This is a genomic window from Bradyrhizobium sp. WSM4873 (genome assembly GCF_055811355.1).
In genome coordinates, this window is record NZ_JBVVPS010000008.1 from 12,369 (window position 1) to 35,945 (window position 23,577).

Genomic DNA, 23,577 nt, shown 5'->3' on the forward strand with positions numbered 1-23,577 from the left:
CATATCTCATGGATTGGCCGAAATCAGGCAGGCGAAATCATCCTGCCTGGGGAAAGGTCCCGAATTCAGGACTCTTTCTTCTTCAGGACCTGACGGCCCTTGTACATGCCGGTCTTGAGGTCGAGATGATGCGGACGACGGAGCTCGCCGGAATCCTTGTCTTCCACATAGGTCGGCTTCTTGATGGCGTCAGCCGAGCGGCGCATGCCGCGGCGCGACGGCGAGGTTTTTCTTCTCGGAACGGCCATTTCAGTATCCTCTAGGGATTGGTGTCATCAGGGCATCGTCCGCGAGGGGACGGCTCAGCACCCGCAAACCGAGGCGAGCTGAATGCCGGTCAAGGCCGGGCTTATAGAGGAAGGCCTGCCTTAAATCTAGGGCTCTGGGCCGGAAAATGCGCCCGAAAAGGACCGGAAATCACCGGTTCTCCCGCCAGCAGGTCGAAAGTGAACTCGCCTGCGCTCGCGCCACATAGGTCCCGGCCAGCCGCCGGACACCCGGTCCCGGCGTCCTGGCGCTGCGTCTGACCGGATTCGGCAGGATCGAGGCCAGAAGTGCCGCTTCCCGGGGCGAGAGGTCCTCGGCCGATTTGCCGAAGGCATAGGCGCTGGCCGCCTCGGCCCCAAACTGGCCCTGCGGTCCCAGCTCGGCGATGTTGAGGTAAATCTCCAGGATCCGTGCCTTGGGCAGGACGAGATCGATCCACAGCGCCAGGGGGAATTCCAACGCCTTGCGGACGAAGTCCCGCCCCTGCCAGAGGAACAGGTTTTTCGCCACCTGCTGGGTGATGGTGGAAGCACCCCGGAACGGGGTCCCGTCCTCCTTCGCATCGTCGATCGCCTCACGCAGCGCACCCCAGTCGATGCCGTGATGCTTGCAGAAATGGGCGTCCTCGGCCGCCACCACCGAACGGGGCAGCGAGGGCGACATCGCCGCCAGATCGATCCATTCCCGCTGCATCGGCGCACCCCGAAGCGAGCGCCAGACCATCAGCGTCGAAACGGGATGGCCGGTTCGGTAGAATGGCGCGACGACATAGGGCGCGAGAGCCGCGACCGCGAGCACCAGAAGAAGGGTTTTGACGACGCGCAAATCAACCTTTCCGGCGCAGAACGAAACGCGGCCACGGGCCCGGCATTAAGTCTGTGATAATTCGGGCCTTTTCCAGCACTTTTTAGGCCTTCCAAACGATTGACTGAGGCGGGCGCATAAAGGATTGTCCCGCCGAATTTTAGTTCTGGAGCCCTTCTTGATGACCGGCACGTCCCCGTCCGATTTCGCCAAACGTCTGGACAAGACCGCTGATGACACTGAGGCCCTGCTCGGGCGCCTGCTGTCGGACGACATCCTGCACGATGAGATCGCCCGTCCCAAGCGACTGATGGACGCAATGCGCTATTCGAGCCTGAATGGCGGCAAGCGTCTGCGGCCGTTCCTCGTGGTCGAGAGTGCGGCGGTGTTCGGCGTTCCCCGCGAAGCCGCGCTGCTCGTGGGCGCCGCCCTCGAATGCATCCACTGCTACTCGCTGATCCATGACGATTTGCCGGCGATGGACAATTCGGACCTGCGCCGCGGCCGCCCCACGCTGCACAAGAAGACCGATGACGCGACCGCGATCCTCGCCGGCGACGGCCTCCTGACGCTCGCCTTCGACATCATCACCCGCGACGAGATCCATCGCGACGCCAATGTGAGGCTGTTGCTGACCCGCGCACTGGCGCGCTGCGCCGGCATCGGCGGCATGGTCGGTGGTCAGATCCTCGATCTCGCCGGCGAAGGCCGCTTTGGCGGCAACGAGCCGATCGACGTGGCCCGCATTCAGCAGATGAAGACCGGTGCGCTGCTGCGCTACGGCTGCATCGCCGGCGCGATCCTCGGCCAGGCCTCGCAAAAGGAATATCAGGCGCTCGACGATTACGGCCGCGCGCTCGGCGAAGCCTTCCAGATCGCCGACGATCTGCTCGACGTCGAAGGCGATGCCGCCGCGCTCGGCAAGCCTGCCGGCGCCGATGCAGCGCTCGGCAAGACCACCTTCGTCACCCAGCTCGGCATCGAGGGCGCCAAGCAGCGCGTCCGCGACCTGCTCGCGCGGGCTGACAGCGCGGTCTCGATTTTCGGCGAACGGGCCGCCGTGCTGCAAGCGGCTGCGCGGTTCGTGGCCGAACGGAAGAGCTGATAGCGCGATGGCGGGCGGTAGCAAGGAAGACCCCGCCCTCGCCCGTTTTCGCAAGATGTCGCGGCCGATGCGGCTGATCTATGCGCGTCCGCGGACGTTCATGTCGCTTGCCGTTGGTATTCTCGTCTGCCTGCTCATCCCGGGTTCGCACCGGCTGGTCACGCGGCTTCTGTTCGGCTGGGATGCGTTGATCGCCGTTTATCTGGTGCTGGTCTACGCGATGATGCTGTGCAACGACCACCAGCACATCCGCCGCGCCGCAGCGATGCAGGACGACGGTCGCTTCGTAATCCTGCTGGTGACGGCGATCGGCGCCTTCGCCAGCATCGCCGCGATCGTCTCCGAGCTTGGAACGCCGCATCGCGGCGTCCTGGAGCTGAGCATCGCAATCACCACCATCGTATTGTCGTGGGCCGCCGTGCACACGATCTTCGCCCTGCATTACGCGCATGATTATTACCGGCACGCCACGCCGGGTGGCCTTCAGTTTCCCAGCGGCGACAAGGAAGACCACGCGGATTATTGGGACTTCGTCTATTTCTCGTTCGTGATCGGTATGACCGCGCAGGTCTCCGACGTCGGCATCTCCGACAAGACCATCCGCCGCACCGCGACCGCGCACGGCATCGTCTCATTCATCTACAATACGGCCTTGCTGGCGCTGACGGTCAACATCGCGGCGAGCGCGATCTCGACGTAGTCGTCGTCCTGGCGAAAGCCAGGACGCATTGCCACCGGCCGTGGTTTTGCGAAGACTGGTGGTTGGCTCCTCGGCGCCGCAATTTCTCCCTGGGGTAATGGGTCCTGGCTTTCGCCAGGACGACATTGGGAGCTAATTACATACCTCGGCATTGGCATCGTTGCCGGGGCCGCCGCCGCCACGATATTCGAGATGGCAGCCGCGGTTGACCGCACGACAGCCGCTATTGTTGCAGAATAGCTGTCCGCCACTCGAGCGGCGGCTGGCGCCAGCCGCAGCAGCAATGCCCGCAGCACCGCCAAAGCCGCCCGCCGCTCCGGCAGCCTCACCGCCGGCTTGACGACGCTGCCGTGCGGGACGCTCATCGCCGTCGTCACGCTTTGCGGTCGCAGGCTTGGCGGTCGCGGGCTTGGCGGGCTTGGCGGCACGCTGCTTCTCGCACTCGTTGTCGTCGTTGAGCGCATAGCCATCACGGCAGACGATCTTGGTGCACTTGTCGCCATCGGCCTTGAAGCCGTGCTCGCAAACAAGCGGACAGACGCGCGACTGTTTCGACTTGACCGTGTCGAGCGCATCGGTGCTCGCCACCTTCACGTCGAGCTTGGTGCCGGCGTAACGGTTGAACTGCGACAACGAGCGCTGCGCGGACGTCGTCCAGTTGCCGTCGGCGGCGCCGGAGAAGCAGCCGACACGGCCGAGCTCGGTCTGCACCGAGCGGCTGAGATCGGCCGGCGCGGTGGCCGGCGTCAGCGACGCGACGTTGGTGCCGGCGGGGCTCGCCGTGCTGGCCGGCGCTGCACCCGGCGCCGCGGCGGCGAGATTGACGCGCTGCTGCTCGGCGGCGGCCGCCTGCTGCTGCGCCTGCTCCTTGGCCTTTTGCGCGGCAAGCTGTACCTGCTCGGCGGCCTTGGCATCGGCAGCTGCCTTGGCCTGCGTATCCTTCTGCGCGCCAAGTGCGGCAAGACGATCGCGCTCGGCCTCGGCCTGTTTCGCCTTCTCGGTGGCCGCCGCATGAGCCTGCTCGGCGCCAATTTTTTCGAGCTGAAGCTTGGCAAGGCTCGCATAGAAGCCGTCGGAATGCTGGGCGAGGAACGCCTCCCATGCCGGCCTGTTGCCGACCTGGAGCGCGAGCTCGTAATCGCGGCGGATGTCGGCCTGCGGGTTCGGCACGGGCGCAGCAGCAGCCGCAGCGGTCACCTTGACCGGCACCAGCGGCACGTCCTCGCCGCCGAGCGAGCCATAGACGAACGGCTCCTGCTTGTTGCCTGTCGATTTGAGCACGTCGTCGCGCACGAAGCCGAAGGCGCGTCGGACGTCGAGGCCGGGCGTCGTCAGATGCTTGGACAGCGCAACGGTAAAGGGGCTGTTCGCACCGTCGCCATCCTGCGCCGTGAAGCCGGCCTTGGCCGAATAGGCGATCAGCGTGTTGGGGCTGGTCGGCTCAACCTGGGCGAGGCCGCGGCCGAGGCCGCGCGAGGCGACCGTGCGCTTCATGGTCTTGCCGAACGGATTGTCACGGCAGGCGTCCAGGATCACCAGGCGAAGCTGCTTGGCCGGTTCGACCGCGACCAGGACGCGGTCGAGGGAGAGCGCCTCGTCAAAGACGTCGGTGTCACGCTCCAGCTTGGCGTCGACAGGGATCAGATAGTTCGAGCCTTCGACCTCGATGCCGTGGCCGGCATAATAGACGACGGCGATATCGGCATCGCGGGTCCCGTCGGCGAATTCGCGCAGCACGCGCCGCGTCTCCAGCGCCGTCAGATCGTGCCGGGAATCGACGATGTCGAACCCGGCCTCCTTCAGCGTCTTGGCCATCACCGAACCGTCATTGACCGGGTTCGTAAGCGACGGCGCATGCTGATAGGCGGAGTTGGCGATCACCAGCGCGACGCGCTTCCCCGCGAAAGCCGGCCCGGCGACGAATAGCAGCGCGACGGCGAGGAGAAGGGGGCAAAATCTGAGCAATTTGCGCATGACACGACTTCCGGGTTCAGGGCATTTCAAGTCCCTTTGGGATGGCTTTAGCAGGGTCCGCCGCGAGCGCTTGTGATGGAGGTCACGAAGGTGGCGCCAGCGGCAGGCCGAAAGGCCCCTTTTGTTTGTCGCGCCAGTCCGTGCGCGGTTCGCCGAGAATCCCACAGCAGGTTCCCTCAAACACCCCGATGTGGCCCCGATATTGAGGCAGATTGTCCGTAATCTCGTGCCAGGGCGCCTTCGAGCCCACGAAAATGTGGGCGCTCGGTCGGATCGAGGGGGCGTCGACCAGGGTTCCCATGGCGACATGGACCCATTTTCCCTCGCGCACCCGGGAATAAAGCAGCGAGCCGCAGCGGGCGCAGTGGGCGTCATGGGTGGTGTCGTCACCGTAGATGGTGCGCTGGTCCTCGCCTCTGACGATGCGGAGCTTGCTCTGCTCGATGCCGGCGAACGGCTTGAAGGCGGCGCCGGTGGTGCGGCGGCAATTCGAGCAGTGGCAGTTCATCGCATAGGAGAACGCGTCCGCCACCTCGTAGCGCACGGCGCGGCAGTAGCATTCGCCGACCAGGATACGAGCGTTCGAATTCTCTGATCCGGTCATCACCGTGTCCTTGCGCAAATGGTACGGACACCATAGCGCATTTTGATGTGTACGACTAAGTTCGCCCCGAGCCATCATTCAAAGGGATGACCCATGAGCCAGAACCGTTCGAGCGTCGAAGCCGTCGTGCAATCTTACTTCGACGGACTCTACGAGGGCGATGCCGAAAAACTCGGCGCCATCTTCCACCCCTCCGCCGATTTGCGCTGGGTCGAGAAGGGCGAGCTGCAGGTGCTGACCGTGCCGGACTGGCTCGACCGCGTGCGCAAACGTCCCTCCGGCAAGGCCGAAGGCAAAGCGCGCGAGGATTTCATCGTCACCATCGACCGTTCCGACGACAAGACCGCCTTTATCAAGGTCCGGTGCCAGTTGCCGCCGCGTTTTTTCACCGACTACCTGGTGGCGATGAAACTCGCCGACGGCTGGCAGATCGTGTCGAAATCTTATCGGTATGACCTGCGGGAGTGAGGGGGCTTCCCTCCCGCTCGCCGCTACGTTCCCTCCCCTCGTCTCCGTCCAACAGGTCCCCATGGTTCTCGACCGCCGTTCGCTGCTCGCCTCGCTGTGGTGGATTGCTGCGTCCCCTGCGTTCGCCGCGGACGCGCTGCCTGAGCTCGAAACCTATGAGCGCGAGAGTGGCGGCCGGATCGGGGTCTATGCCGAGAATCTCGCGACCGGCGCGAAGCTCGCATGGCGCGCCGACGAACGGTTCGTCATGTGCTCGACGTTCAAGGCTTCGCTCGCGGCCTGCGTACTGGCGCGGGTCGATCGTGGCGAGGAGCAGCTTGCGGCCATGATCCCGTACGGCAAGGCCGACCTGCTCGAATACGCACCGGTCGCCAAGCAAAACATTGCTGCCGGCGCAATGTCGGTCACCGAGATGTGCAAGGCGATCGTCGAGCTCAGCGACAACACCTGCGCCAATTTGCTGTTGGCACGGATCGGCGGCCCCGCCGCGCTCACGGCATTCTGGCGGTCGCTCGGCGACACCACCTCGCGGCTCGACCACAACGAGCCCGAGCTCAACCGCTCACCGCCCGGCGATCCCCGGGACACCACGACGCCGGCGGCGATGGCAGGCAATCTGCGCCGGCTGATGACGGGCGAGGCGCTGTCGGCCACCTCGCGCGCACAGCTCACGGAATGGATGGTGGGCTGCAAGACGGGCGCGAACCGGCTGCGTGGCGGGCTCCCCGCTAGCTGGAAGATCGGCGACAAGACCGGCAACAACGGCAAGGACGCCTCGGGTGATATCGCAGTGGCCTGGCCCAAGCCCGATGCGAAGCCCGATGCACCGATCCTGATCGCGGCCTATACCCAGGGCGGCACGCCGAGTGCGGCGCAGATCGAAACCGTATTCGCACGCATCGGCCGCATGGTGGCCGAGCGGTTCGCGTAAGCCGCATGCATTGACCTTGCGGCCGCTTCCGGGTGAAGAGGGATCATCATGGAAGCGAAATTTCAAACCTTTCTCATCCTGCTCGCCGTGCTGGCGGGCACCGCGCTTGTCGCGCGCCGCTTCAACATCGCGCCCGCTATTCTGCTGATGCTCTCCGGTGTCGGCCTTGCCTTCGTGCCGGGCATGCCGCCGGTCGAGCTGCCGCCGGAACTGGTGCTGCTGATGGTGCTGCCGCCGCTGATCTACTCGGCGAGCGTCGCGATGAGCTGGCGCGAGTTCAAGAAGAATCTTCGCCCGATCGTGCTGCTCGCGGTCGGCGCGGTGATCTTCACCGCGGCATTGGTCGCAACCGCCACGCATTATTTCATCGGCCTGCCCTGGACCATCGGCTTCCTGCTCGGCGCCATCGTCGCGCCGCCCGACGTGGTGGCGCCGCTCGCGATCGCGCGTCGGCTGCATCTGCCGCGCAGGCTCATGGTCATCCTCGAAGGCGAAGGGCTGGCGAATGACGCCACCGCGCTGATCCTCTATCGGTTCGCGCTCGCCGCAATCATGGTCGGACACTTCTCGCTGCCCCTGGCTGGCGGCGAGTTCCTGCTCATCGTCGCCGGCGAGATCGCCTTCGGCATCGGTGTCGGTTGGCTCTCCCTGCGTTTCCGCAAATGGTCGGGGGACCCGCAGGTCGAGCTGACACTGTCGCTGATCACACCCTACGTCTCCTATTGGCTGCCCGAGCATCTCGGCGGCTCCGGCGTGATCGCCACCGTCGCCTGTGGCCTCTATGTGAGCTGGAACGGCCCGCTGCTGATCTCGGCATCGACGCGCCTGCAGGGAATCTTCTTCTGGGATCTCGTGATCTATCTGATCGAGGGCTTGCTGTTCCTGCTCACGGGATTCCAGATGCGCGCGCTCTACGAGAAGTCGAAGGCGTTTCCGCTCGACGACATCATGATCGCGACCGCCGTGGTGCTGGCGGTCGTCGTGATCGCACGCTTTGCCTGGCTCTATCCCGCGACCTATCTGCCACGAATGCTCAGCAAGTCGCTGCGTGCGCGCGATCCGTCACCACCATGGCAATGGCCGTTCGTGCTTGCGTTCACCGGCGTGCGCGGCGCGGTGTCGCTGGCGGCAGCACTGGCGCTGCCGTTCACGCTGCCGGGCGGCGAGGCCTTTCCGTTTCGCGACCTGATCCTGTTCGTCGCCTTCGGCATCATCTTCATCACGCTGATCGGCGTCGGCCTGACGCTGCCTCCGGTGGTGCGCTGGCTCGGAGTCGCGGAAGCCGGCCGCAGCGAGCATGCCGCCGAGCACGAGTTCGAGATCGCGGCCCGGCGCCAGGCCCTCGATGCCGCCCTGAAGTCGCTCGACGCGCTGACCGAGGAGAAGGACGTGTCGGACGAGGTGATGCGGCTCCTGCGCGCCCGCCACGAGATCCGGGTCAACCAGCTGCCCGATTCGCTCGATCCCACCCGCCACGACGTCTCCGCCGCCGGTACCGCCTTGACTCGCGATCTGATCGCCGCCGAGCGCAAATTCATCCACAACCTGCTGCGTGACGGCCAGATCACTGACGAGACACGCCGGCGGATCGAGCGGGACCTGGATCTAGAGGAGGCGAGTTTGGCAAACCGCGAGTATCGCGGAGGGCCACTGTAGCTTCTCGTCATTGCAAGCGAGCCGACTACCGCCTCTCGCAAAATTCCTTCATCGCCACCGCCACGGCGCCCGCAATGATCTCCTGCCGCTCCGGGGAGTTCATCGCCATCTCCTCGTCGCGGTTGATGATGGAGCCCGCTTCGAGCAGCACAGCGGCGCTGCGGGTTTGCGAGAGCACGACGAGCCCGTCATAGCGGTAGACGCCGACATCCTTGTCGAGTAATTGGCGCCGGTAGCGGCCCATCACCGGCAGGGCGTATTGGCCGGCATAATGCAGGTCCTGATCCTTCAGCTGCCGGCCGATCATCCGGGCCAGCATCAGGCTCGCAGCGTAGTGCGGATTGCGCTGCGACACGAACAGAGAGTGGCCCGAAAAGCGGTCGCTGAAATAGCTGTTCGCGCCGTCGAACTCCCAGGTCTCGATCAGCTTGTCCGGCACCGAATCGTGATGGATCGACAGGAAGAGATCGGCCCGGGCACCATTCGCGGTACCGACGCGTTTGAGCAGGCTCGGCCGCGCCTTGCCGTCGGTGACGAGCAGCCGGGTCGCGGCAAAGCCTTCGGCCTTGAGCTTCGCTGTGATCAGACTCGCAAGCCGGAAGTTGAAGCCGAACTCCGTGTCGTTGCGCGCGCTCAGTGCGCCGTAGGAGTCCGGGGTGTGCCCGACATCCACGACGATCCGGAATTTCGACATCTCGCATTTGACCGGCGCGTGCGGCGGCTTGGGTTTCGTGATTTTCCGCGCGATAGCAGCATGGCCCTCACCTGCAGGCGCCAGCGACCATAGCAAGATCGACGCGACCAGCGTCGAGACGAGACTTGCGATGATGCTGCGCGGCTGCCCCAAGTGCTACTCCGCTGCCGCTGTTCGCGGCCGGCCGACAAAGCCTGTGACGTCGCCGAAACGCTCCAGCATCACCGCGGAAAGGTCCTTGGCCTTGCTGGTGACGCAGGCGCCCGAGCGCACGGCGTAGCGATCCTGATGCGCGGCGTGCGGCGGCGGCTCGCCCTGCTGAAGCGCCCGCGCCAGCTCCATCACGACTTTCCGGAAATGCATGATACCGAGATCGGTCGGACCGAGATGCTCGCGGGTGCGGTCGGCGATCGGGCCCTGGCTGTCCTGCACGGCCGCGTCCTGCTCGGAGACGCCCTTGATGCCGGTGTAGCTCCTGGTCTTCTGCAGCTTGCGGTCGATCAGATAGTCGTTGCCCTTGTGGCGCAGCGGAACGTAATTGTCGCCGACCTCCGCGATCACGCCATTGCCGCGGTCAAAGGCGTCCCGCTCGGCCTGCGTCAGCGGCCGCTCCGGATTCCAGGCATAGGTGTAGATCCAGCAATTGGAGTCGGTGACGGGCACGAAGGTCTGGCCAAAGATGTTCTCGCCGGGCATCGCGCTCGGGGCATAGGCGTGGAACGGCATCAGAAATTGCGCAATGCGCCAGTAGATGTTGTCGCCGCCGGTGAGCCGCCCGCCGGCGATGGTGAGGCCCGCCTCGTGCGAGGCGATCTTGATCACGGGGCGCGGATCCTCCGCGATCCAGCGCATGTGATCGCTCGACATCCGCGCGATCGGATTCACGAAATGCTTCTTGATGTCCAGAATCTCGTTCTCCTCCTTGTCGAAGGAGAGATGGGCGAAGGTGAAATGCGCGGTGTCGATCGAGCCTTCCAGCGCCTGCACCCAGTTGCAGTCCTGCCATTTCTTGCTGACATAGCGGTGCGAGGCCGGCAGCAGCGCCATTTCGAGATCGGGCAGGTCGGGCATCGCATCTGCGGGACCCATATAGGCCCAGATCATCTCGCCCCATTCGCGCGCCGGATAGGATTTGATGCGGATGAGATCCTTGGCGTTGAGGTCGGGATAGGAGGTCGGCATGTCGACGCACCTTCCGTCGGTGTCGAACTTCCAGCCGTGATAGACGCAGCGGATGCCGCATTCCTCATTGCGCCCGAGCCAGAGATTGGCGCCCCGATGCGGGCAGTACTGGTCGATGATTCCGACGACGCCGCGCGTATCGCGGAAGGCGAGCAGCTCCTCGCCGAGCACGAAGATCTTCTTCGGCTCGCCGTCGGGCTCGGGGAGTTCTTCGGAGAGAAGCACGGGGATCCAGAACCTGCGCAGCAATTCGCCCATCCCCGTTCCGGGGCCCGACTCGGTCAGGAATTTGTTGTCCTCGGCGCGGAGCATGGATGATCCTCCCGATTTGTTTTTCGGGAAGATTGGCGCGGATGCGGGAAGACGTCAACGCGGAAGCGGTGCGCAGGCGGGTTAAACCGGCCGCGCCCCTTTCACCGTCACCCGCGTGCCGGAGCGCGTGTGCGGCCAGTAGTCCCACATCGCGCGGTGCTGGGTGCAGCGGTTGTCCCAGAACGCGATGGCGTTCTCGGTCCAGCGGAAGCGGCACTGGAACAGCGGGTTCTCGGCGTGCTGGTAGAGATAGGCAAGCATCGCATCGCTCTCGTCGCGCGGGATGCCGTTGATGTGGCGGGTGAAGCCGCGGTTGACGTAGAGCGCCTTCTTGCCGGTGACCGGGTGCGTCCGCACCACGGGATGCTCGGCACTCGGATAGGACGGGCGGTCGGCGACGCCGTAATTGGCGTAGAGCCCGCGATAGATCGGCTCGCCGTCATGCAGCGCGGTCAAGCCGTCGAGATAGGCCTTCATCCGGTCCGACAGCGCCTCGTAGGCTGCGTACATGTTGGCAAACAACGTGTCGCCGCCGCGCGGCGGGCACTGCTTGATATAGAGGATCGAGCCCATCGGCGGCTCGAGATCGCAGGACACGTCGGAATGCCAGCCCTCGCCGTTGGCGCGCGGCGAATTCGCATCCGCATAGATCTTCATCAGCGCCGGGTCTTCATCTTCGTGCGGAGCAGCGGGATGAAAATGCAGCTCGCCGAACTTGCGACCGAAGGCGAGATGCTGTTGGGGCGTGATGGCCTGGTCGCGGAAGAAGATGACGAGGTTTTCGGCAAGCGCGCGGTGGACCTCGTCCATCTGCCGGTTAGAGCGCGCATCATCGGAAACGAGCTTGCCGATGTCGAGGCCGGAGATTTCCGCGCCGATGATGGGGGTGAGCTTTTCGACCGCGATGGTCTCGTAGGGCGCGCCGTCGTCCGTCGCGTGGCGATAGCGCGGGCCGTGCTTGCCGGCGAGTGAGCTCATGGCGTGTCTCCCGATGCATTCTTGCTTGGGAGCATCGTAGCAATGTAGGGCGGGTTAGCGAAGCGTAACCCGCCACTTCGCGCCCGCAAAAATAAGGCGGGTTACGCTTTCGCTAACCCGCCCTACGATTCCTGATCTGGAGCAATACTACTCCGCCGCGGTCACCGGCACCTTGGCGCCCTGGCCGTAGCGCTGCTCGATGTAGTCGATCACGAGCGCCTTGAAGTCGGCGGAGATGGTCGGGCCGCGCAGGGTGCGGAACTTCTTGCCGTCGACGAACACCGGGGCAGCCGGCGCCTCGCCCGTGCCCGGCAGCGAGATGCCGATATTGGCGTGCTTGGATTCGCCGGGGCCGTTGACGATGCAGCCCATCACCGCGACGTTGAGCTCTTCCACGCCCGGATATTTCGTCTTCCAGGTCGGCATCTCGTCGCGGATGAAACCCTGGATCGAGCTGGCCAGTTCCTGGAACGTGGTCGAAGTCGTGCGGCCGCAGCCGGGGCATGCCGCAACCAGCGGCACGAAGGTGCGGAAGCCCATGGTTTGCAAGAGCTCCTGGCCGACCTGCACCTCGCGGGTGCGGTCGCCGCCGGGCTCCGGCGTCAGCGAGATGCGGATTGTGTCGCCGATGCCCTGCTGCAACAGGATGCCGAGCGCGGCCGAGGACGCCACGATGCCCTTGGTGCCCATGCCGGCCTCGGTCAGGCCGAGATGGATCGCGTAATCGGAACGGCTGGCGAGATCCTGATAGACCGCGATCAGATCCTGCACGGCCGACACCTTGGCCGAGAGGATGATGCGATCCTTCGGCATGCCGAGCTCTTCGGCGCGCGCGGCCGAGAGCAGCGCGGACTGCACCATGGCCTCGCGCGTCACCGCGCGCACGTCGCGCGGATCGGCGGACGCGGCGTTCTCGTCCATCAGCTTGGTCAAGAGCTCCTGGTCGAGCGAACCCCAATTGGCGCCGATGCGAACCGGCTTGTTGTTCTTGTTGGCGATCTCGATGATGTCGGCGAACTGGGTGTCGCGCTTGTCCTTGAAGCCGACATTGCCGGGATTGATACGATATTTGGCGAGCGCCTCGGCGCAGGCCGGATAGGCCGCGAGCAGCTTGTGGCCGATATAGTGGAAGTCGCCGATCAGCGGCGTGGTGATGCCGCGCTTGAGCAGGCCGTCGCGGATGTGCGGGACGGCAGCGGCGGCCTCCTCACGGTCCACGGTGATGCGGACCATTTCGGAGCCGGCGCGGGCGAGTGCCGCGACCTGGGCGATGGTGCCGTCGATATCGGCGGTGTCGGTGTTGGTCATCGACTGCACGACGATCGGCGCGCCGCCGCCGACGGCGACGTCGCCGACCTTGACCTGGGTGGTCTTGTGCCGGGGCGCGGGGCCCGCAACGTCGGAATCGATGGTGTTTTCGAGCTTGTTCATGGCGTCCAAATATCAGGTTTTGGTGACGTTCAGCAATGCATCGCGCGGCGCCGCAGCGGATTGGCTGGGACGGTTAACCAGAAAAAGCCCAGCAATGACAAGGACCGCGGCAGCCCCGAATGTCAGGTTCAGCGTATCGTGCATGATGAAATAGCTACCCACCACGCCAAACAAAGGGGTGATGAAGGTAAAAGCCGACAATTTGCTGGCTGAATAGGTCTTCACCAGCGCGAACCAAAGCGTGAACGTGGTTCCCACGACCCAGATCGCCTGGAAGGCCATCAGGCCCAGCGACAGCGGCGACGGGGTGTGGGGGATCGTCTCCCCGAACAGCCAGGCGGCCAGCCCCAGGATCGGGACCGAGGTCGCGACCTGGTAGCCCAGCGCCTTCTCGGGCGCCGCGAAGCGCAGCCGGGTGCCCTTGGCAACCAGCGTGGTCGCAGCCCACAGCGCCGCGCCGCCGACGATCATGAGGTCGCCGAGCAGAACATGCGAATCGACATTGGGCTGCGGCACGCCGATCGCGAGTGCGACACCGGCAAAGCTGATGGCGAGCCCCAGCCATTGCGTCCCGCCAAGCCGCTCGCCGAGCACCTGGTAGGAGCCGAGCGCGACGAAGAACGGCGCGGTGTAGAGGAACACGACCGCCCGCGATGCCGGCGTGAAGCGCAGACCCTGGAAGATCAGCACGAACTCGATGCCGAACATCAGTCCGGCGATGACGCCCGGCTTCCAGGTGCCGTCGCGCTCGAAGAAGTTAACGCCGCGCAAGCTGCCGATGATGAACAGCACCGGCAGCGCGCCCATCGAGCGGAACGTGGCCTGCAGCATCGGCGGGATGTCCGGCAGCACCAGCTTCACCGCGATCTGGTTGAACCCCCAGGTCAGGCACAGCATGAGCATCAGGGCGATGGCGCCGGCACTGAGGGGACGACCGGCGGACGGCATGGTTTGAGGTGGGGACATTTCTTCCTGAAAAAAAACCGGCTTGCGCCGTTGTTGTTCTATGCAGCTTTCTGACAATGCGCGCAGACGCCCGTGATTTCCACCACGGACAATTTGGGAGCGAAGCCTGAGCTGCGCGCGGCGGCGTTGAGGTCCTTGGCGAAGGAAGCCGACGGAATCTCACCGACCAGGCCGCAGCGCTCGCAGATCAGGAACGTCACCGCCGAGGTCGCGTCGTGGTCGTGAGCGGCGCAGGCGAGATAGGCGTTGCGGCTTTCGATGCGGTGCACGAGGCCGTTGGCCATCAGGAAATCGAGAGCACGATAGACCGTGATCGGCGCCGGCCGCGGCATCGATTTCGCCAGCTCGTCGATCACCTCATAGGCGCCGAGCGGCCGGTGGCTCGAGAGCAGCGCCCCCAACACATGGCGGCGTATCGGCGTGAATTTCTGCGCGCGCTCTCCGCAGACGGCTTCGGCATGCGCCAGCGCATCCGCGGTGCAGCGGCCGTGATCGTGGTCGGGCGCGGGAAATGCCGGCTTTACGAGGGTCATGCGACCGGCGTTCTAGCATTTCGACAGGGGAACCCAAAGCAGGACCGGCGATGCGCCCATCAGCCATGCTCGGCCTGCGGGACAGCGTCCCGCAAACCCGCCGTGAAATAATCATAAGCTTGCTTATTATATTCCAAGCTTATTGGAGACCAAGCTCATGAGCCCAGGGCCCGTGGACCAGAATTTCCTGTTTACGCTCGCCGAGCTCTATCGCCTGCTCCGGGTCTATGCCGACAAGGAAGCCTCGCGCTTCGGCATCACCCGCGCGCAATGGGCGGTGCTCGCCAAGGTCGAGCGCAGCGAAGGCATGAAGCAGTCGGAGCTCGCCGAGCTTCTCGAGGTGCAGCCGATCACGCTGACGCGCCTGATCGACAAACTCTGCGACAGCGACTGGATCGAGCGACGCAACGATCCTTCGGATCGCCGCGTCAAGCGGCTGTACCTGAAGAAGGCCGGGCGGCAGTTGCTCGGGCGGATGAGCGGGCTGAAGTCCGAGCTCACGGCCAACGCACTCGACGGCATCACGCCGGCGGACGCCCATCGCCTCCTCACCCAACTCGAAACAATCAAGGAAAACGTGCGGTCCGCGATCCAGACCAGCGGAGCGGAACAAGCGCGTAAGGAGCAGCGCTATGGCTGATCAGGTTCTCAAATTCCAGCCCGAGCAGAAGAGCGACAGCGGCAAGCCCACCAAGAAAGCCGGCACCAATCCGCGCCGCCGCCTGGTGGCGGGCCTGCGCCGTTATCGCCGCGTCCTGCTCCTGGTCGTGCTGCCGGTCGTCGTCGCGGTTGCCGGCTTCACCTTCTATCTCAATGGCGGCCGTTACGTCGGCACCGACGACGCCTATGTCGGCGCCCAGAAGGTGCTGGTGACGCCCGATATCTCCGGCAAAATCCAGAAGGTCGTCGTCAAGGAGGGCCAGATCGTCAAGCACGGTGACGAGCTGTTCGAGATCGACCCCGCTCCGTTCCGTCATGCGCTGGAAGAAGCCAAAGCGCAACTCGCCCAAGCCCGCATCACCTATGACAATCTCGTTGCCAACATCAAGATCTACGGCGACATGCTCAATCTCGCCCAGCAGGGCGTCGATCTGAAGCAGCGCGACGTCGAGCGCAAGCAGGCGCTGGTAAAGAACAATTACGGCTCGCAGCTCGATCTCGACAACGCGTCGAATGCACTGGTGACCGCCGGCGCGCAGGCGCAATACATCAAGCAGCAGCTCTCCAATGCAAAGACCCAATTGCTCGGCAATCCCGAGTTGCCGCTGGAGCAATTCCCCGCCTACGCGCAAGCCAAAGCCAAGCTGGACGATGCCCAGCGCAACCTCGACCACACCGTGCTCCGCGCGCCGATGGATGGCGTGGCAACCCAGGTCGAGCAGATCCAGCTCGGCCGCTACGTCGCTGCCGGCACGCCGGTGTTTTCCATCATCGACGTCGCCCATCCCTGGGTCGACGCCAATCCGAAGGAGAGCGACCTCACCTACGTCACCGAAGGACAGCCGGTCACGCTCGAGGTCGATGCATTCCCGAACCATCTCTTCAAGGGCAAGATCGGCTCGCTCTCGCCCGGCACCGGCGCGCAATTCGCGATCCTGCCGCCGCAGAACGCCAGCGGCAATTTCGTCAAGGTGGTGCAACGCGTGCCGATCCGGATCTATTTCGACGAGACCGACAAATACGTGCGCAAGCTGAAGGCCGGCATGAGCGTTTACGCCACCATCGACACCGGCCACCGGCGCTCGCTCGCCGGCCTGCTCGGCCTGTCGGCGACCGCGAGCCAAGACAAAGATTCGGACAAAGACTGAGACAGGGACTGATCCGATGTCCGGCCCCAATGCCCATTTGATGGTTCCCGGCCTGCGCCGGAACATGGTGACGATCTGCGCCATGACGGCAACCATCATGCAGGCGCTGGACACCACCATCGCCAACGTCGCCCTGCCCTACATGCAGGGCACTCTGTCGGCCTCGCAGGACCAGATCAACTGGGTGCTGACCTCCTACATCGTCGCCGCCGCGATCATGACGGCACCGGTGGGCTGGATCGCCAACCGCTTCGGCCGCAAGCGCATCTTCATCATCTGCTCGGCCGGCTTCACCATGGCATCGGTGCTGTGCGGGCTTGCGCAGGACATCAACCAGATGGTGCTGTTTCGCCTGCTGCAGGGCGTGTTCGGCGCGGCCCTGGTGCCATTGTCGCAATCGGTGATGCTCGACTATTACACGCTCCAGGAACGCGCCAAGGCCATGTCGATCTGGGGCATGGGCGTGATGATGGGACCGATCATGGGTCCCTCGCTCGGCGCCTGGCTGACCGAGACTTATTCCTGGCACTGGGTGTTCTTCGTCAATCTGCCGTTCGGCGCCATTACCGTGATCGGGCTGATCATCTTCATGGACGAGACCCGGAAGGATCTCAGTCTCAAGTTCGATTGGTTCGGCTTCGCGGCGCTGGCGGTCGCAATCGGCTCGCTTCAGCTCGCGCTCGACCGCGGCGAGCAATTGGGCTGGCTCGAATCGGGTGAGATCCTTGCGGAGTTCATCGTCTCGGCCGTCGCCTTCTATTTCTTCATTGCGCACTCCTTCACGACCTCGACGCCGTTCATCCGCTTCGCGCTCTTCAGGGATCGCAACTTCGTCACCGGCTGCATGTTCATGGTCGTGATGGGGCTCGTGCTGTTCTCGACCATGGCGCTGGCCTCGCCCTACATGCAGAACGTGATCGGCTATCCCATCATCACCGCGGGCCTGCTGCTGGCGAGCCGTGGATTCGGCACCTTCTTCGCCATGATGCTGGTCGGCCGCATGATGCGTTATGTAGAGGCCCGCACGCTGATCATCACGGGCCTGACGCTGACCGCGGGCTCGCTGTTCCAGATGACCGGCTGGACCGATTTGACCCAGGTGCCGGAGATCGTGACCGTCAGCGTCATCCAGGGCTTCGGCTTCGGCCTCGTCTTCGTGCCGCTATCGACGGTGGCGTTCCTGACCTTGTCGAACGAGCTGCGCACCGACGGCACCGCGATGCTGACCTTGATGCGCAACGTCGCGAGCTCGGTCGGTATTTCCGTCGTCATCGCCCAGCTGACGCAGGGCACGCGGCGGACCTACGCGATCCTGTCCGAGCACATCAACCCGTTCAACCACGCGCTCCAGATGCCCAGCGTGAGCGGCATGATCAATCTCTCCACCGACGCCGGCCGTGCCATGGCCGATCGCATGGTCAGCGTGCAGGCGCAGATCATCGCCTTCGCGCACGACTACCAGCTGGTGATGTTCTTCATCCTCTGCACCATCCCGCTCGCCCTGCTGATCGGCTCGACCAAGGCCACCCTGCGCAAGCAGGCGGCCGGGCCGGAGCACGCGGTGATGGAGTAACGCCGTCGTCCCGGCGAAGGCCGGGACCCATACCCACCGGATGCAGTTTGACGAAGACTGGGAGTGACCTTCGTTTGGGACGAACGTCACTCAAGACCGATAGACCTCGCGGTATGGGTCCCGGCCTTCGCCGGGACGACACCGATGATGTTGCCCGTCTCTACCCCAACAACTCCTCGCAGCCCAGATCCTCGACCGCCATCATCACACGCTCCAGATTATTCCACCAGATCAACGGCGGGAGGTTGATGCTCCATTGCCAGACCGGCCTCGTGATGTGCCAGAGCACAGACAGGCGATAGTCCTGGTCGAGCGCACCGCGCGTGTAGCCGCTGACACCGCTGGCGATCAGCGTCTCGTGATAGAGGTTGAGCAGCGGCCGCTCGAGCATCTGCCTGCGGTCCGGATACCACTGCATCGCCATCATGTAGGCGAGGTCACTCGTAGGCACGTTGATGCGCCACTGGTCGAAATCGAAGATGCGCGCGGTATCCGCGACGCCGGGGCGCGGCAGCAGGAAATTCCAGATATGGGCATCACCATGGGCAATGCTGATGTGACGTCGCGAATGATAGCGCTGGGATAGCCGGGCCGAGTGCTCGATCAGGCGGCGGTAGAGGATGCGGCGCTCTTCGCCGAGGCGGTCGCCGAGCAGATCGGCAAAACGATCGTAATGGCCGGCGAAGGTCTCCATGTGCTGCATGCGGTCCTCGGGGCTCGCCCAAGTGCCGACGGTATCACCCAGACCAGGATGGTCCCACCACGCCGCATGCCAGCGTGCCAGCGTCGTGACGATCGCCACCCCCTGCTCACGCGACGGCGGCAGCGGCCATTTGGTCGCGATCTCGTGGCTGTCGGTGAGATCCTCGAGCAGCAGGTGCCAATCGAGGCTCTCCTCGTCGAAACTCCCGTCGAAGCAGCGCGGCGCGAGCCCCTGCGGCATGCTTGGCCCAAGCTGCGTGTAGAAAGCCACTTCCTGTCGACCAGCATCTGCAAGCGTCTTGGCGAAGTCGGAATTGGCAGTCTTCAGGATCAGCGATTGCGGCGCACCGGCGGATTCCCCGACATAGCGCAGGCCGAGGCGAACGATCTGTGACACGACGGTCTCGCGCTGGTGCAGGACCTTCACCTCGCGCACTGCGCCAGCGTCCAGTACGCCACCCCTGCGTAGTGCAGCCGTCAGTCGGGCGGGCTCAACGACCGCCGGCAATGGTGGAGGTGTCATAACCCCGATGCCCCTGTCCCGCGCTATACTGCACGATAACGCCCCATGCACCCAGCGGCCGACCTGATGCCGGGCTCACGCCGCCGCTGTCGAATCGCGCACCGTCCGGACCACGACCGACCGGAGCTGTTCGAGATTGGCCGCCATGCCGGCGATCGCCTGTCTGACCTCCGCGGCGCGCTCGTTCACGGAGGCGGCGTCGCGGCTGACATCACCGATCTTGGCCGAGACCTCCTTGGCCGCGGAAGCCGATTCGGAGATCGACCGCGTGATCTCTCGCGTCGCGGCGTCCTGCTCTTCCATCGCGGCGGCAACCGAGGTGGCGACGCCGTCGATCTCGACGATGTGGCCTCCCATGGTTTCGACGGCGTCGACCGCGGCCTGCGTCGAGGCCTGAATCTCGGCAATCAGCCGCGCGATCTCCTCGGTGGATTTGGCGGTCTGGTCGGACAGGGATTTCACTTCGGCGGCGACCACCGCGAAGCCACGGCCGGCCTCCCCGGCGCGCGCCGCCTCGATCGTGGCGTTGAGTGCCAGCAGATTGGTCTGGCCGGCGATGCCGCCGATGAGGTCGGAGACCTCGGCGATCTTCTTCACTGATCCGGCCAGCGTCTGGATGGTCGAGCGCGCCTGTTCCCGACCGGCGACCGCCGATTTTGTAACCGTGCTGGTCCGCGCGACCTGTGTTGCGATCTCGCGGATCGAAGCACTGAGTTCTTCAGCTGCGGCCGAGACGGTCTGCGAGCTGCCGAGGGCCTGGGTGGAGGCGGCTGCGACCGCCTGCGACTGTGTCGAGAGCGACTTTGCGATCTCGGACAGACTGGAGGCGGCACGCTCCACGCCTTGCGTCGCCGCGCTCGCGGTGTCGACCGAGCGGCCGGTCTCGCGCTCGACGGTTTCGGCCATGTGGTGCAGGGCCCCGCGCTTGGCGAGCGCCGCCTCCTGCTCCTTCTGCAACTGCTCCTCGCGCAGGCGGGAATTCTCGACCGCCGCCTGCTTGAACACCAGAAGCGCGCCCGCCATCGAGCCGACCTCGTCCCGCCGGTGCGCGAAAGGAATGTCGGCGGCGAGATCGCCGGTCGCGAGCTTTTGCATCGCGCCGGTCATGCGCACGATCGGACGCATCACGCCGAGCGCGACGCCGAGCAGGCCCGCCGCAATGAAGGCGAGGACGGCGGCGGAGACGCCGAGGAGGATATAAAGCATGGAGCTGTCGCGGTCCGCGGCGAGCTTCTCCATGTCGGCATTCTGCTTGTTGGCGCTCTCGACGATGCTGTCGATGACGGCGCGGTGCGCGGTGTAGGCGTCCTTGAGCTGCGCGTAGGCGCGCTCGGAGGCGGCCGTGTCCTTGGCCTTGAGCGCGGGGAGGAGCTGGTCGGACAACAGCTTCCAGAACTTCTGCACCTCGGCGTCCGATTTCGACACCAGGGCCGTCTTCAGGTCGGCCGAGAGGCTGGAGGTGACCCAGAATGCCTTGCGCTCGTCGTAGTCCTTGCGGAGCTGGACCAGGCGCTCGCCATGGGCCGCCAACTGGTCAGGCTCGCGCATGGCGAGCGTGGCCTCGAGATAGGCCTCGATCACATATTCCGGCGGCGGCAGGATGTCGGCGATGAGGTCATTGCCCAGCTTGATGTCGGAATAGAGCGGACCGCCGACCTTGAGCTCTTTCAAGGCGTAAAGGCTGGTGGAGACCACGGCGGTGAAACCGATCGCCAGAACGATGCCGAAAGCAATGATTGCCGAAGAAAGTGAAAGGCGAATTTTCATGGAACAATCCAATGGGCCGCGCCGAATCCCACGGACCCTAGAGGATTACGGTAAACACGGGATTGCATCGCGCGGAAATTGCATCGCGCGAACTCCGAAAAAATACGGGAAATGGCGTCAGGTGAACGGTTTTGGGCAGCGAAATCAGGCCCGTCCTCCGCTGTCGTCCCGGATCGGCGCTCGGCCTGCCCGGGACGACGCTGGATTCACACGTCGAAAAACACCGTTTCGTTGTCGCCCTGAAGCCGCAGGTCGAGCCGGTAAACCGGCTTGCCGGCCTCGCGCACGGCGGTCAGCGTAGCGCGGCGGTCGGCCGGCACCACCGCCAGCACGGGATCGGCGGCATTGCCGGCCTCGTCGTTGAAATAGATGCGGGTGTAGAGATGTCGCAGCATGCCGCGGCCAAACACCGCAAGCAGGATATGCGGCGCCTGCGGCTTGCCGTCGGGATCGGGCACCGCGCCCGGCTTGATGGTTTCAAAGGAATAATTGCCGTCCTTGTCGGTGCCGCAGCGGGCAAAGCCACTGAAGCTCGCATTCGGCAGCGCGCGCTTGTCCTGCGGATCGGCGAAGCGCCCCTGCGCATCGGCCTGCCAGATCTCCAGCATGACATCGGGCACAACGACGCCATCGCCGTCGAACACGCGGCCCTCGATCCGGACACGATCGCCGGTGACGTCGGGCGTCAGGGTCGAGTTGCTGAACGCATCGTTCCAGGCATACTCGCCGGTCGGCGTCAGGCCGTATTTGAAGAACGGGCCGACGGTCTGCGACGGCGTGATCCCATTGTCCTGCACTTAATGGTTCTCCATAGGGGTGGCGTTCTTGCCGCGCAGCACGATGTCAAAGCGATAACACAGCGCCCATTCGGGCTGGGTGTTCTCGAGATCGAACGACGACACCATCCGCGCCCGCGCCTTCTCGTCCGGTACCGAATTGAAGATCGGATCGAACGGGAATAGCGGATCGGCCGGGAAGTACATCTGCGTCACGAGACGCGTGACAAAGGAATGGCCGAACACCGAGAGATGGATGTGGGCGGGACGCCAGGCGTTGTGATGGTTGCCCCAGGGATAGGCGCCAGGCTTGATCGTGACAAAGCGATAGTAACCGGAGGCGTCGCTCACGGTGCGGCCGGCGCCCGTAAAGTTCGGATCCAGCGGCGCCGGATGCTGGTCGCGGACGTGAACGTAACGGCCGCAGGAATTGGCCTGCCAGATCTCGACCAGCGAACTCGGCACGCCGCGGCCGTCCTCGTCGCGCACATGGCCGTGCACGATGATGCGTTCGCCGAGCGGCTCGCCGGTGTGCTGAGTGGTGAGGTCATTGTCGCCCTCGCGCACGGTCTCGTGGCCATAGACCGGGCCGGTCAGCTCCGAGAGCGTATGGCGCATCGGGATCAAGGGCTTGTTCGGCGCCCGCTTGATCGAGCTCTTGTACTCGGGCGACAGCGGCAGCGGATGCGCCGCGTTGCTGCCGACGGGATAGATGAATGTCATTGGCGAACTCCTCCCCGGCCTGTTTCCGACCGGTCAACGCTTCCGCCAATCATTATAGGATATAACTAATTGGGGGAAGCGGCTTTGGGCCCTATTGGCGGACGCGGCAGGACGGCCTCGCCGGCTTCGAGCCGGTAGACATGATCGAGCGAATACCAGGGCGTCGCGACGTCGCGCTCGGTCGGATGTGGCGTGTCATGGCGCTGGAACTTGCCGACCAGCGCCTTGGTCACGCCGAACTGCACGTCGCTGTCGATATGCGGATCGGCGGGGTCGTAGACCTGCGAGATCAACACCTTGAATCCGAGCTTGAAGACCAGGGCGTGCAGGTGCGCGGGACGATAGGGATGCCGGCTCTGCGCCTTCAGGAGACGGCCGACCACGCCGTCGGTCGGAATGGGATAGCCGACCATCATGACGGAGCGGAAAGAGAAGGCTCCGTCCTGGTCGGTCGTGAACTTGCCGCGCAGGTTCATGTCGGCCTGCTCGGGGTCCTGGTTTTCATAGAGACCAACCGGCGACGCGTGCCAGACGTCGACCTCGGCGCCCGCAACGGGACGGCCGTCCTTGTCCACGACGCGGCCGTTGACGAACAGCGGCGCGCCCGGCGTCTCGGAGCGGACGATCGATCCGCCATTTTCCACCCGCGGCGAGTTCAGCCGCCAGAACGGTCCGAGCAGCGACTGGTCGGTTTCCGTGTTGCCCTCATCGCCATTGTTCAGCAGGCACACCAGCGGCGAGATGCCGAGCGAGCCTGCCATCAGCACGACCTCGTTATGCGTGTCGGTCGAGAGCTTGCCGAGCTCGGCGATCACAGCCGTGGCGTCGCGGAATTCCTTTTCGGTCAGGCGCACGTCGCGGACAAAGCCGTGCAGATGCTTGATCAGGGAGACCATGATCTGGCGCAGCCGGGGATCGGACGTCCGCTCCATCACCGCCAATGCCGCGGCCGTGACGTCCTGCTCGCTCGCGATGATCATGGGATGCTCGCCTCACCTTGCGTCATGGCCGGGCTTGTCCCGGCCATCCACGACCTTCTTCTCGCGGCACAAGAACGTGGATGCCCGGGACAAGCCCGGGCATGACGAGTCTGGGCACCC

At 64.7% G+C, this 23,577-nt stretch carries 22 protein-coding genes and 1 pseudogene; 8 read left to right on the forward strand and 15 right to left on the reverse strand.

The window, feature by feature from the left end:
• Positions 1–65: 65 nt before the first annotated feature.
• The gene (rpmF, locus tag AC0L21_RS13580; protein ID WP_007598106.1) at positions 66–248 is read right to left on the reverse strand and encodes a 50S ribosomal protein L32; all 183 of its coding nucleotides are present in this window, start codon (positions 246–248) and stop codon (positions 66–68) included.
• A 169-nt stretch (positions 249–417) separates the two neighbouring features.
• Positions 418–1,092, reverse strand: a complete 675-nt coding sequence (gene mtgA, locus AC0L21_RS13585) for a monofunctional biosynthetic peptidoglycan transglycosylase (RefSeq protein WP_473262187.1) — start codon at positions 1,090–1,092, stop codon at positions 418–420.
• A 160-nt stretch (positions 1,093–1,252) separates the two neighbouring features.
• Between mtgA and AC0L21_RS13590 the strand changes: the two genes are divergently transcribed.
• Both AC0L21_RS13590 and AC0L21_RS13595 read left to right on the forward strand, forming a co-directional pair.
• The gene (locus AC0L21_RS13590; protein WP_473262191.1) at positions 1,253–2,176 is read left to right on the forward strand and encodes a polyprenyl synthetase family protein; all 924 of its coding nucleotides are present in this window, start codon (positions 1,253–1,255) and stop codon (positions 2,174–2,176) included.
• A gap of 7 nt (positions 2,177–2,183) precedes the next feature.
• Entirely contained in the window at positions 2,184–2,876 is a 693-nt protein-coding gene (locus tag AC0L21_RS13595) for a DUF1345 domain-containing protein (protein WP_007598111.1), read from the forward strand.
• Between the two features lie 132 nt (positions 2,877–3,008).
• Here the strand turns inward: AC0L21_RS13595 and AC0L21_RS13600 are convergent, their stop codons facing one another.
• Together AC0L21_RS13600 and AC0L21_RS13605 are read right to left on the reverse strand one after the other, a co-directional pair.
• Positions 3,009–4,850: a caspase family protein gene (locus AC0L21_RS13600; protein WP_473262193.1), complete on the reverse strand. Its 1,842-nt coding sequence runs from the start codon at positions 4,848–4,850 to the stop codon at positions 3,009–3,011.
• Between the two features lie 184 nt (positions 4,851–5,034).
• Positions 5,035–5,454, reverse strand: a pseudogene (locus tag AC0L21_RS13605) (GFA family protein); the annotation flags it as partial.
• A gap of 93 nt (positions 5,455–5,547) precedes the next feature.
• Between AC0L21_RS13605 and AC0L21_RS13610 the strand changes: the two are divergent.
• From AC0L21_RS13610 to AC0L21_RS13620, 3 genes are all read left to right on the forward strand, one after another.
• A complete protein-coding gene (locus AC0L21_RS13610) occupies positions 5,548–5,922 on the forward strand; it encodes a nuclear transport factor 2 family protein (RefSeq protein WP_106941496.1) in 375 nt (124 codons plus the stop codon).
• 61 nt (positions 5,923–5,983) lie between these two features.
• Positions 5,984–6,853 (forward strand): class A beta-lactamase, encoded by an 870-nt coding sequence (gene bla / locus AC0L21_RS13615; protein WP_473262196.1) that lies wholly within the window; start codon positions 5,984–5,986, stop codon positions 6,851–6,853.
• A 48-nt stretch (positions 6,854–6,901) separates the two neighbouring features.
• Complete coding sequence (locus tag AC0L21_RS13620; protein WP_473262198.1) at positions 6,902–8,509, forward strand: Na+/H+ antiporter; 1,608 nt, start codon at positions 6,902–6,904, stop codon at positions 8,507–8,509.
• Between the two features lie 25 nt (positions 8,510–8,534).
• Here the strand turns inward: AC0L21_RS13620 and AC0L21_RS13625 are convergent, their stop codons facing one another.
• From AC0L21_RS13625 to AC0L21_RS13650, 6 genes are all read right to left on the reverse strand, one after another.
• Positions 8,535–9,356 carry an N-acetylmuramoyl-L-alanine amidase gene (locus tag AC0L21_RS13625; protein WP_473262200.1) on the reverse strand — a complete coding sequence of 274 codons (822 nt, stop codon included), beginning with the start codon at positions 9,354–9,356 and terminating at the stop codon, positions 8,535–8,537.
• Between the two features lie 3 nt (positions 9,357–9,359).
• Complete coding sequence (locus AC0L21_RS13630) at positions 9,360–10,697, reverse strand: Rieske 2Fe-2S domain-containing protein (RefSeq protein WP_473262205.1); 1,338 nt, start codon at positions 10,695–10,697, stop codon at positions 9,360–9,362.
• A gap of 81 nt (positions 10,698–10,778) precedes the next feature.
• Entirely contained in the window at positions 10,779–11,675 is an 897-nt protein-coding gene (locus AC0L21_RS13635) for a TauD/TfdA dioxygenase family protein (RefSeq protein ID WP_473262209.1), read from the reverse strand.
• A 147-nt stretch (positions 11,676–11,822) separates the two neighbouring features.
• Complete coding sequence (ispG, locus tag AC0L21_RS13640; protein ID WP_473262213.1) at positions 11,823–13,106, reverse strand: flavodoxin-dependent (E)-4-hydroxy-3-methylbut-2-enyl-diphosphate synthase; 1,284 nt, start codon at positions 13,104–13,106, stop codon at positions 11,823–11,825.
• Between the two features lie 12 nt (positions 13,107–13,118).
• Positions 13,119–14,072 (reverse strand): DMT family transporter, encoded by a 954-nt coding sequence (locus AC0L21_RS13645; RefSeq protein WP_473262528.1) that lies wholly within the window; start codon positions 14,070–14,072, stop codon positions 13,119–13,121.
• A 38-nt stretch (positions 14,073–14,110) separates the two neighbouring features.
• Positions 14,111–14,605, reverse strand: coding sequence for a Fur family transcriptional regulator (locus AC0L21_RS13650; RefSeq protein WP_473262215.1), 495 nt, complete (start codon positions 14,603–14,605; stop codon positions 14,111–14,113).
• 157 nt (positions 14,606–14,762) lie between these two features.
• Between AC0L21_RS13650 and AC0L21_RS13655 the strand changes: the two genes are divergently transcribed.
• Genes AC0L21_RS13655 through AC0L21_RS13665 form a run of 3 tightly spaced genes read left to right on the forward strand, consistent with a single transcriptional unit; the run spans position 14,763 to position 17,986 of the window.
• On the forward strand, positions 14,763–15,245 hold the full coding sequence (locus AC0L21_RS13655; protein WP_007598134.1) for a MarR family winged helix-turn-helix transcriptional regulator: 483 nt from the start codon (positions 14,763–14,765) through the stop codon (positions 15,243–15,245).
• Positions 15,238–16,413: an HlyD family secretion protein gene (locus tag AC0L21_RS13660; protein ID WP_473262219.1), complete on the forward strand. Its 1,176-nt coding sequence runs from the start codon at positions 15,238–15,240 to the stop codon at positions 16,411–16,413. The genes AC0L21_RS13655 and AC0L21_RS13660 overlap by 8 nt, the downstream gene beginning before the upstream one ends.
• 16 nt (positions 16,414–16,429) lie before the next feature.
• On the forward strand, positions 16,430–17,986 hold the full coding sequence (locus AC0L21_RS13665) for an MDR family MFS transporter (RefSeq protein WP_007598138.1): 1,557 nt from the start codon (positions 16,430–16,432) through the stop codon (positions 17,984–17,986).
• A 160-nt stretch (positions 17,987–18,146) separates the two neighbouring features.
• Here AC0L21_RS13665 and AC0L21_RS13670 read toward each other — a convergent pair whose 3' ends face one another.
• From AC0L21_RS13670 to AC0L21_RS13690, 5 genes are all read right to left on the reverse strand, one after another.
• A complete protein-coding gene (locus AC0L21_RS13670) occupies positions 18,147–19,238 on the reverse strand; it encodes a phosphotransferase (RefSeq protein ID WP_473262529.1) in 1,092 nt (363 codons plus the stop codon).
• Between the two features lie 48 nt (positions 19,239–19,286).
• Positions 19,287–20,978: a methyl-accepting chemotaxis protein gene (locus AC0L21_RS13675; protein WP_473262222.1), complete on the reverse strand. Its 1,692-nt coding sequence runs from the start codon at positions 20,976–20,978 to the stop codon at positions 19,287–19,289.
• 206 nt (positions 20,979–21,184) lie between these two features.
• Positions 21,185–21,775 (reverse strand): protocatechuate 3,4-dioxygenase subunit alpha, encoded by a 591-nt coding sequence (gene pcaG, locus AC0L21_RS13680; protein WP_473262224.1) that lies wholly within the window; start codon positions 21,773–21,775, stop codon positions 21,185–21,187.
• The gene (gene pcaH / locus AC0L21_RS13685; protein WP_473262226.1) at positions 21,776–22,477 is read right to left on the reverse strand and encodes a protocatechuate 3,4-dioxygenase subunit beta; all 702 of its coding nucleotides are present in this window, start codon (positions 22,475–22,477) and stop codon (positions 21,776–21,778) included. It lies immediately after the preceding gene.
• A gap of 65 nt (positions 22,478–22,542) precedes the next feature.
• Positions 22,543–23,457 (reverse strand): dioxygenase family protein, encoded by a 915-nt coding sequence (locus AC0L21_RS13690; protein ID WP_473262229.1) that lies wholly within the window; start codon positions 23,455–23,457, stop codon positions 22,543–22,545.
• Between the last annotated feature and the right edge of the window lie 120 nt (positions 23,458–23,577).

What these genes read in the sequence shown, in the direction of transcription:
- rpmF (WP_007598106.1), bottom strand. Translation starts at nt 248, where the DNA reads ATGGCCGTTCCGAGAAGAAAAACCTCGCCGTCGCGCCGCGGCATGCGC.
- AC0L21_RS13590 (WP_473262191.1), top strand. Translation starts at nt 1,253, where the DNA reads ATGACCGGCACGTCCCCGTCCGATTTCGCCAAACGTCTGGACAAGACC.
- AC0L21_RS13595 (WP_007598111.1), top strand. Translation starts at nt 2,184, where the DNA reads ATGGCGGGCGGTAGCAAGGAAGACCCCGCCCTCGCCCGTTTTCGCAAG.
- AC0L21_RS13600 (WP_473262193.1), bottom strand. Translation starts at nt 4,850, where the DNA reads ATGCGCAAATTGCTCAGATTTTGCCCCCTTCTCCTCGCCGTCGCGCTG.
- AC0L21_RS13610 (WP_106941496.1), top strand. Translation starts at nt 5,548, where the DNA reads ATGAGCCAGAACCGTTCGAGCGTCGAAGCCGTCGTGCAATCTTACTTC.
- bla (WP_473262196.1), top strand. Translation starts at nt 5,984, where the DNA reads ATGGTTCTCGACCGCCGTTCGCTGCTCGCCTCGCTGTGGTGGATTGCT.
- AC0L21_RS13620 (WP_473262198.1), top strand. Translation starts at nt 6,902, where the DNA reads ATGGAAGCGAAATTTCAAACCTTTCTCATCCTGCTCGCCGTGCTGGCG.
- AC0L21_RS13630 (WP_473262205.1), bottom strand. Translation starts at nt 10,697, where the DNA reads ATGCTCCGCGCCGAGGACAACAAATTCCTGACCGAGTCGGGCCCCGGA.
- AC0L21_RS13635 (WP_473262209.1), bottom strand. Translation starts at nt 11,675, where the DNA reads ATGAGCTCACTCGCCGGCAAGCACGGCCCGCGCTATCGCCACGCGACG.
- ispG (WP_473262213.1), bottom strand. Translation starts at nt 13,106, where the DNA reads ATGAACAAGCTCGAAAACACCATCGATTCCGACGTTGCGGGCCCCGCG.
- AC0L21_RS13645 (WP_473262528.1), bottom strand. Translation starts at nt 14,072, where the DNA reads ATGTCCCCACCTCAAACCATGCCGTCCGCCGGTCGTCCCCTCAGTGCC.
- AC0L21_RS13650 (WP_473262215.1), bottom strand. Translation starts at nt 14,605, where the DNA reads ATGACCCTCGTAAAGCCGGCATTTCCCGCGCCCGACCACGATCACGGC.
- AC0L21_RS13655 (WP_007598134.1), top strand. Translation starts at nt 14,763, where the DNA reads ATGAGCCCAGGGCCCGTGGACCAGAATTTCCTGTTTACGCTCGCCGAG.
- AC0L21_RS13660 (WP_473262219.1), top strand. Translation starts at nt 15,238, where the DNA reads ATGGCTGATCAGGTTCTCAAATTCCAGCCCGAGCAGAAGAGCGACAGC.
- AC0L21_RS13665 (WP_007598138.1), top strand. Translation starts at nt 16,430, where the DNA reads ATGTCCGGCCCCAATGCCCATTTGATGGTTCCCGGCCTGCGCCGGAAC.
- AC0L21_RS13675 (WP_473262222.1), bottom strand. Translation starts at nt 20,978, where the DNA reads ATGAAAATTCGCCTTTCACTTTCTTCGGCAATCATTGCTTTCGGCATC.
- pcaH (WP_473262226.1), bottom strand. Translation starts at nt 22,477, where the DNA reads ATGACATTCATCTATCCCGTCGGCAGCAACGCGGCGCATCCGCTGCCG.
- AC0L21_RS13690 (WP_473262229.1), bottom strand. Translation starts at nt 23,457, where the DNA reads ATGATCATCGCGAGCGAGCAGGACGTCACGGCCGCGGCATTGGCGGTG.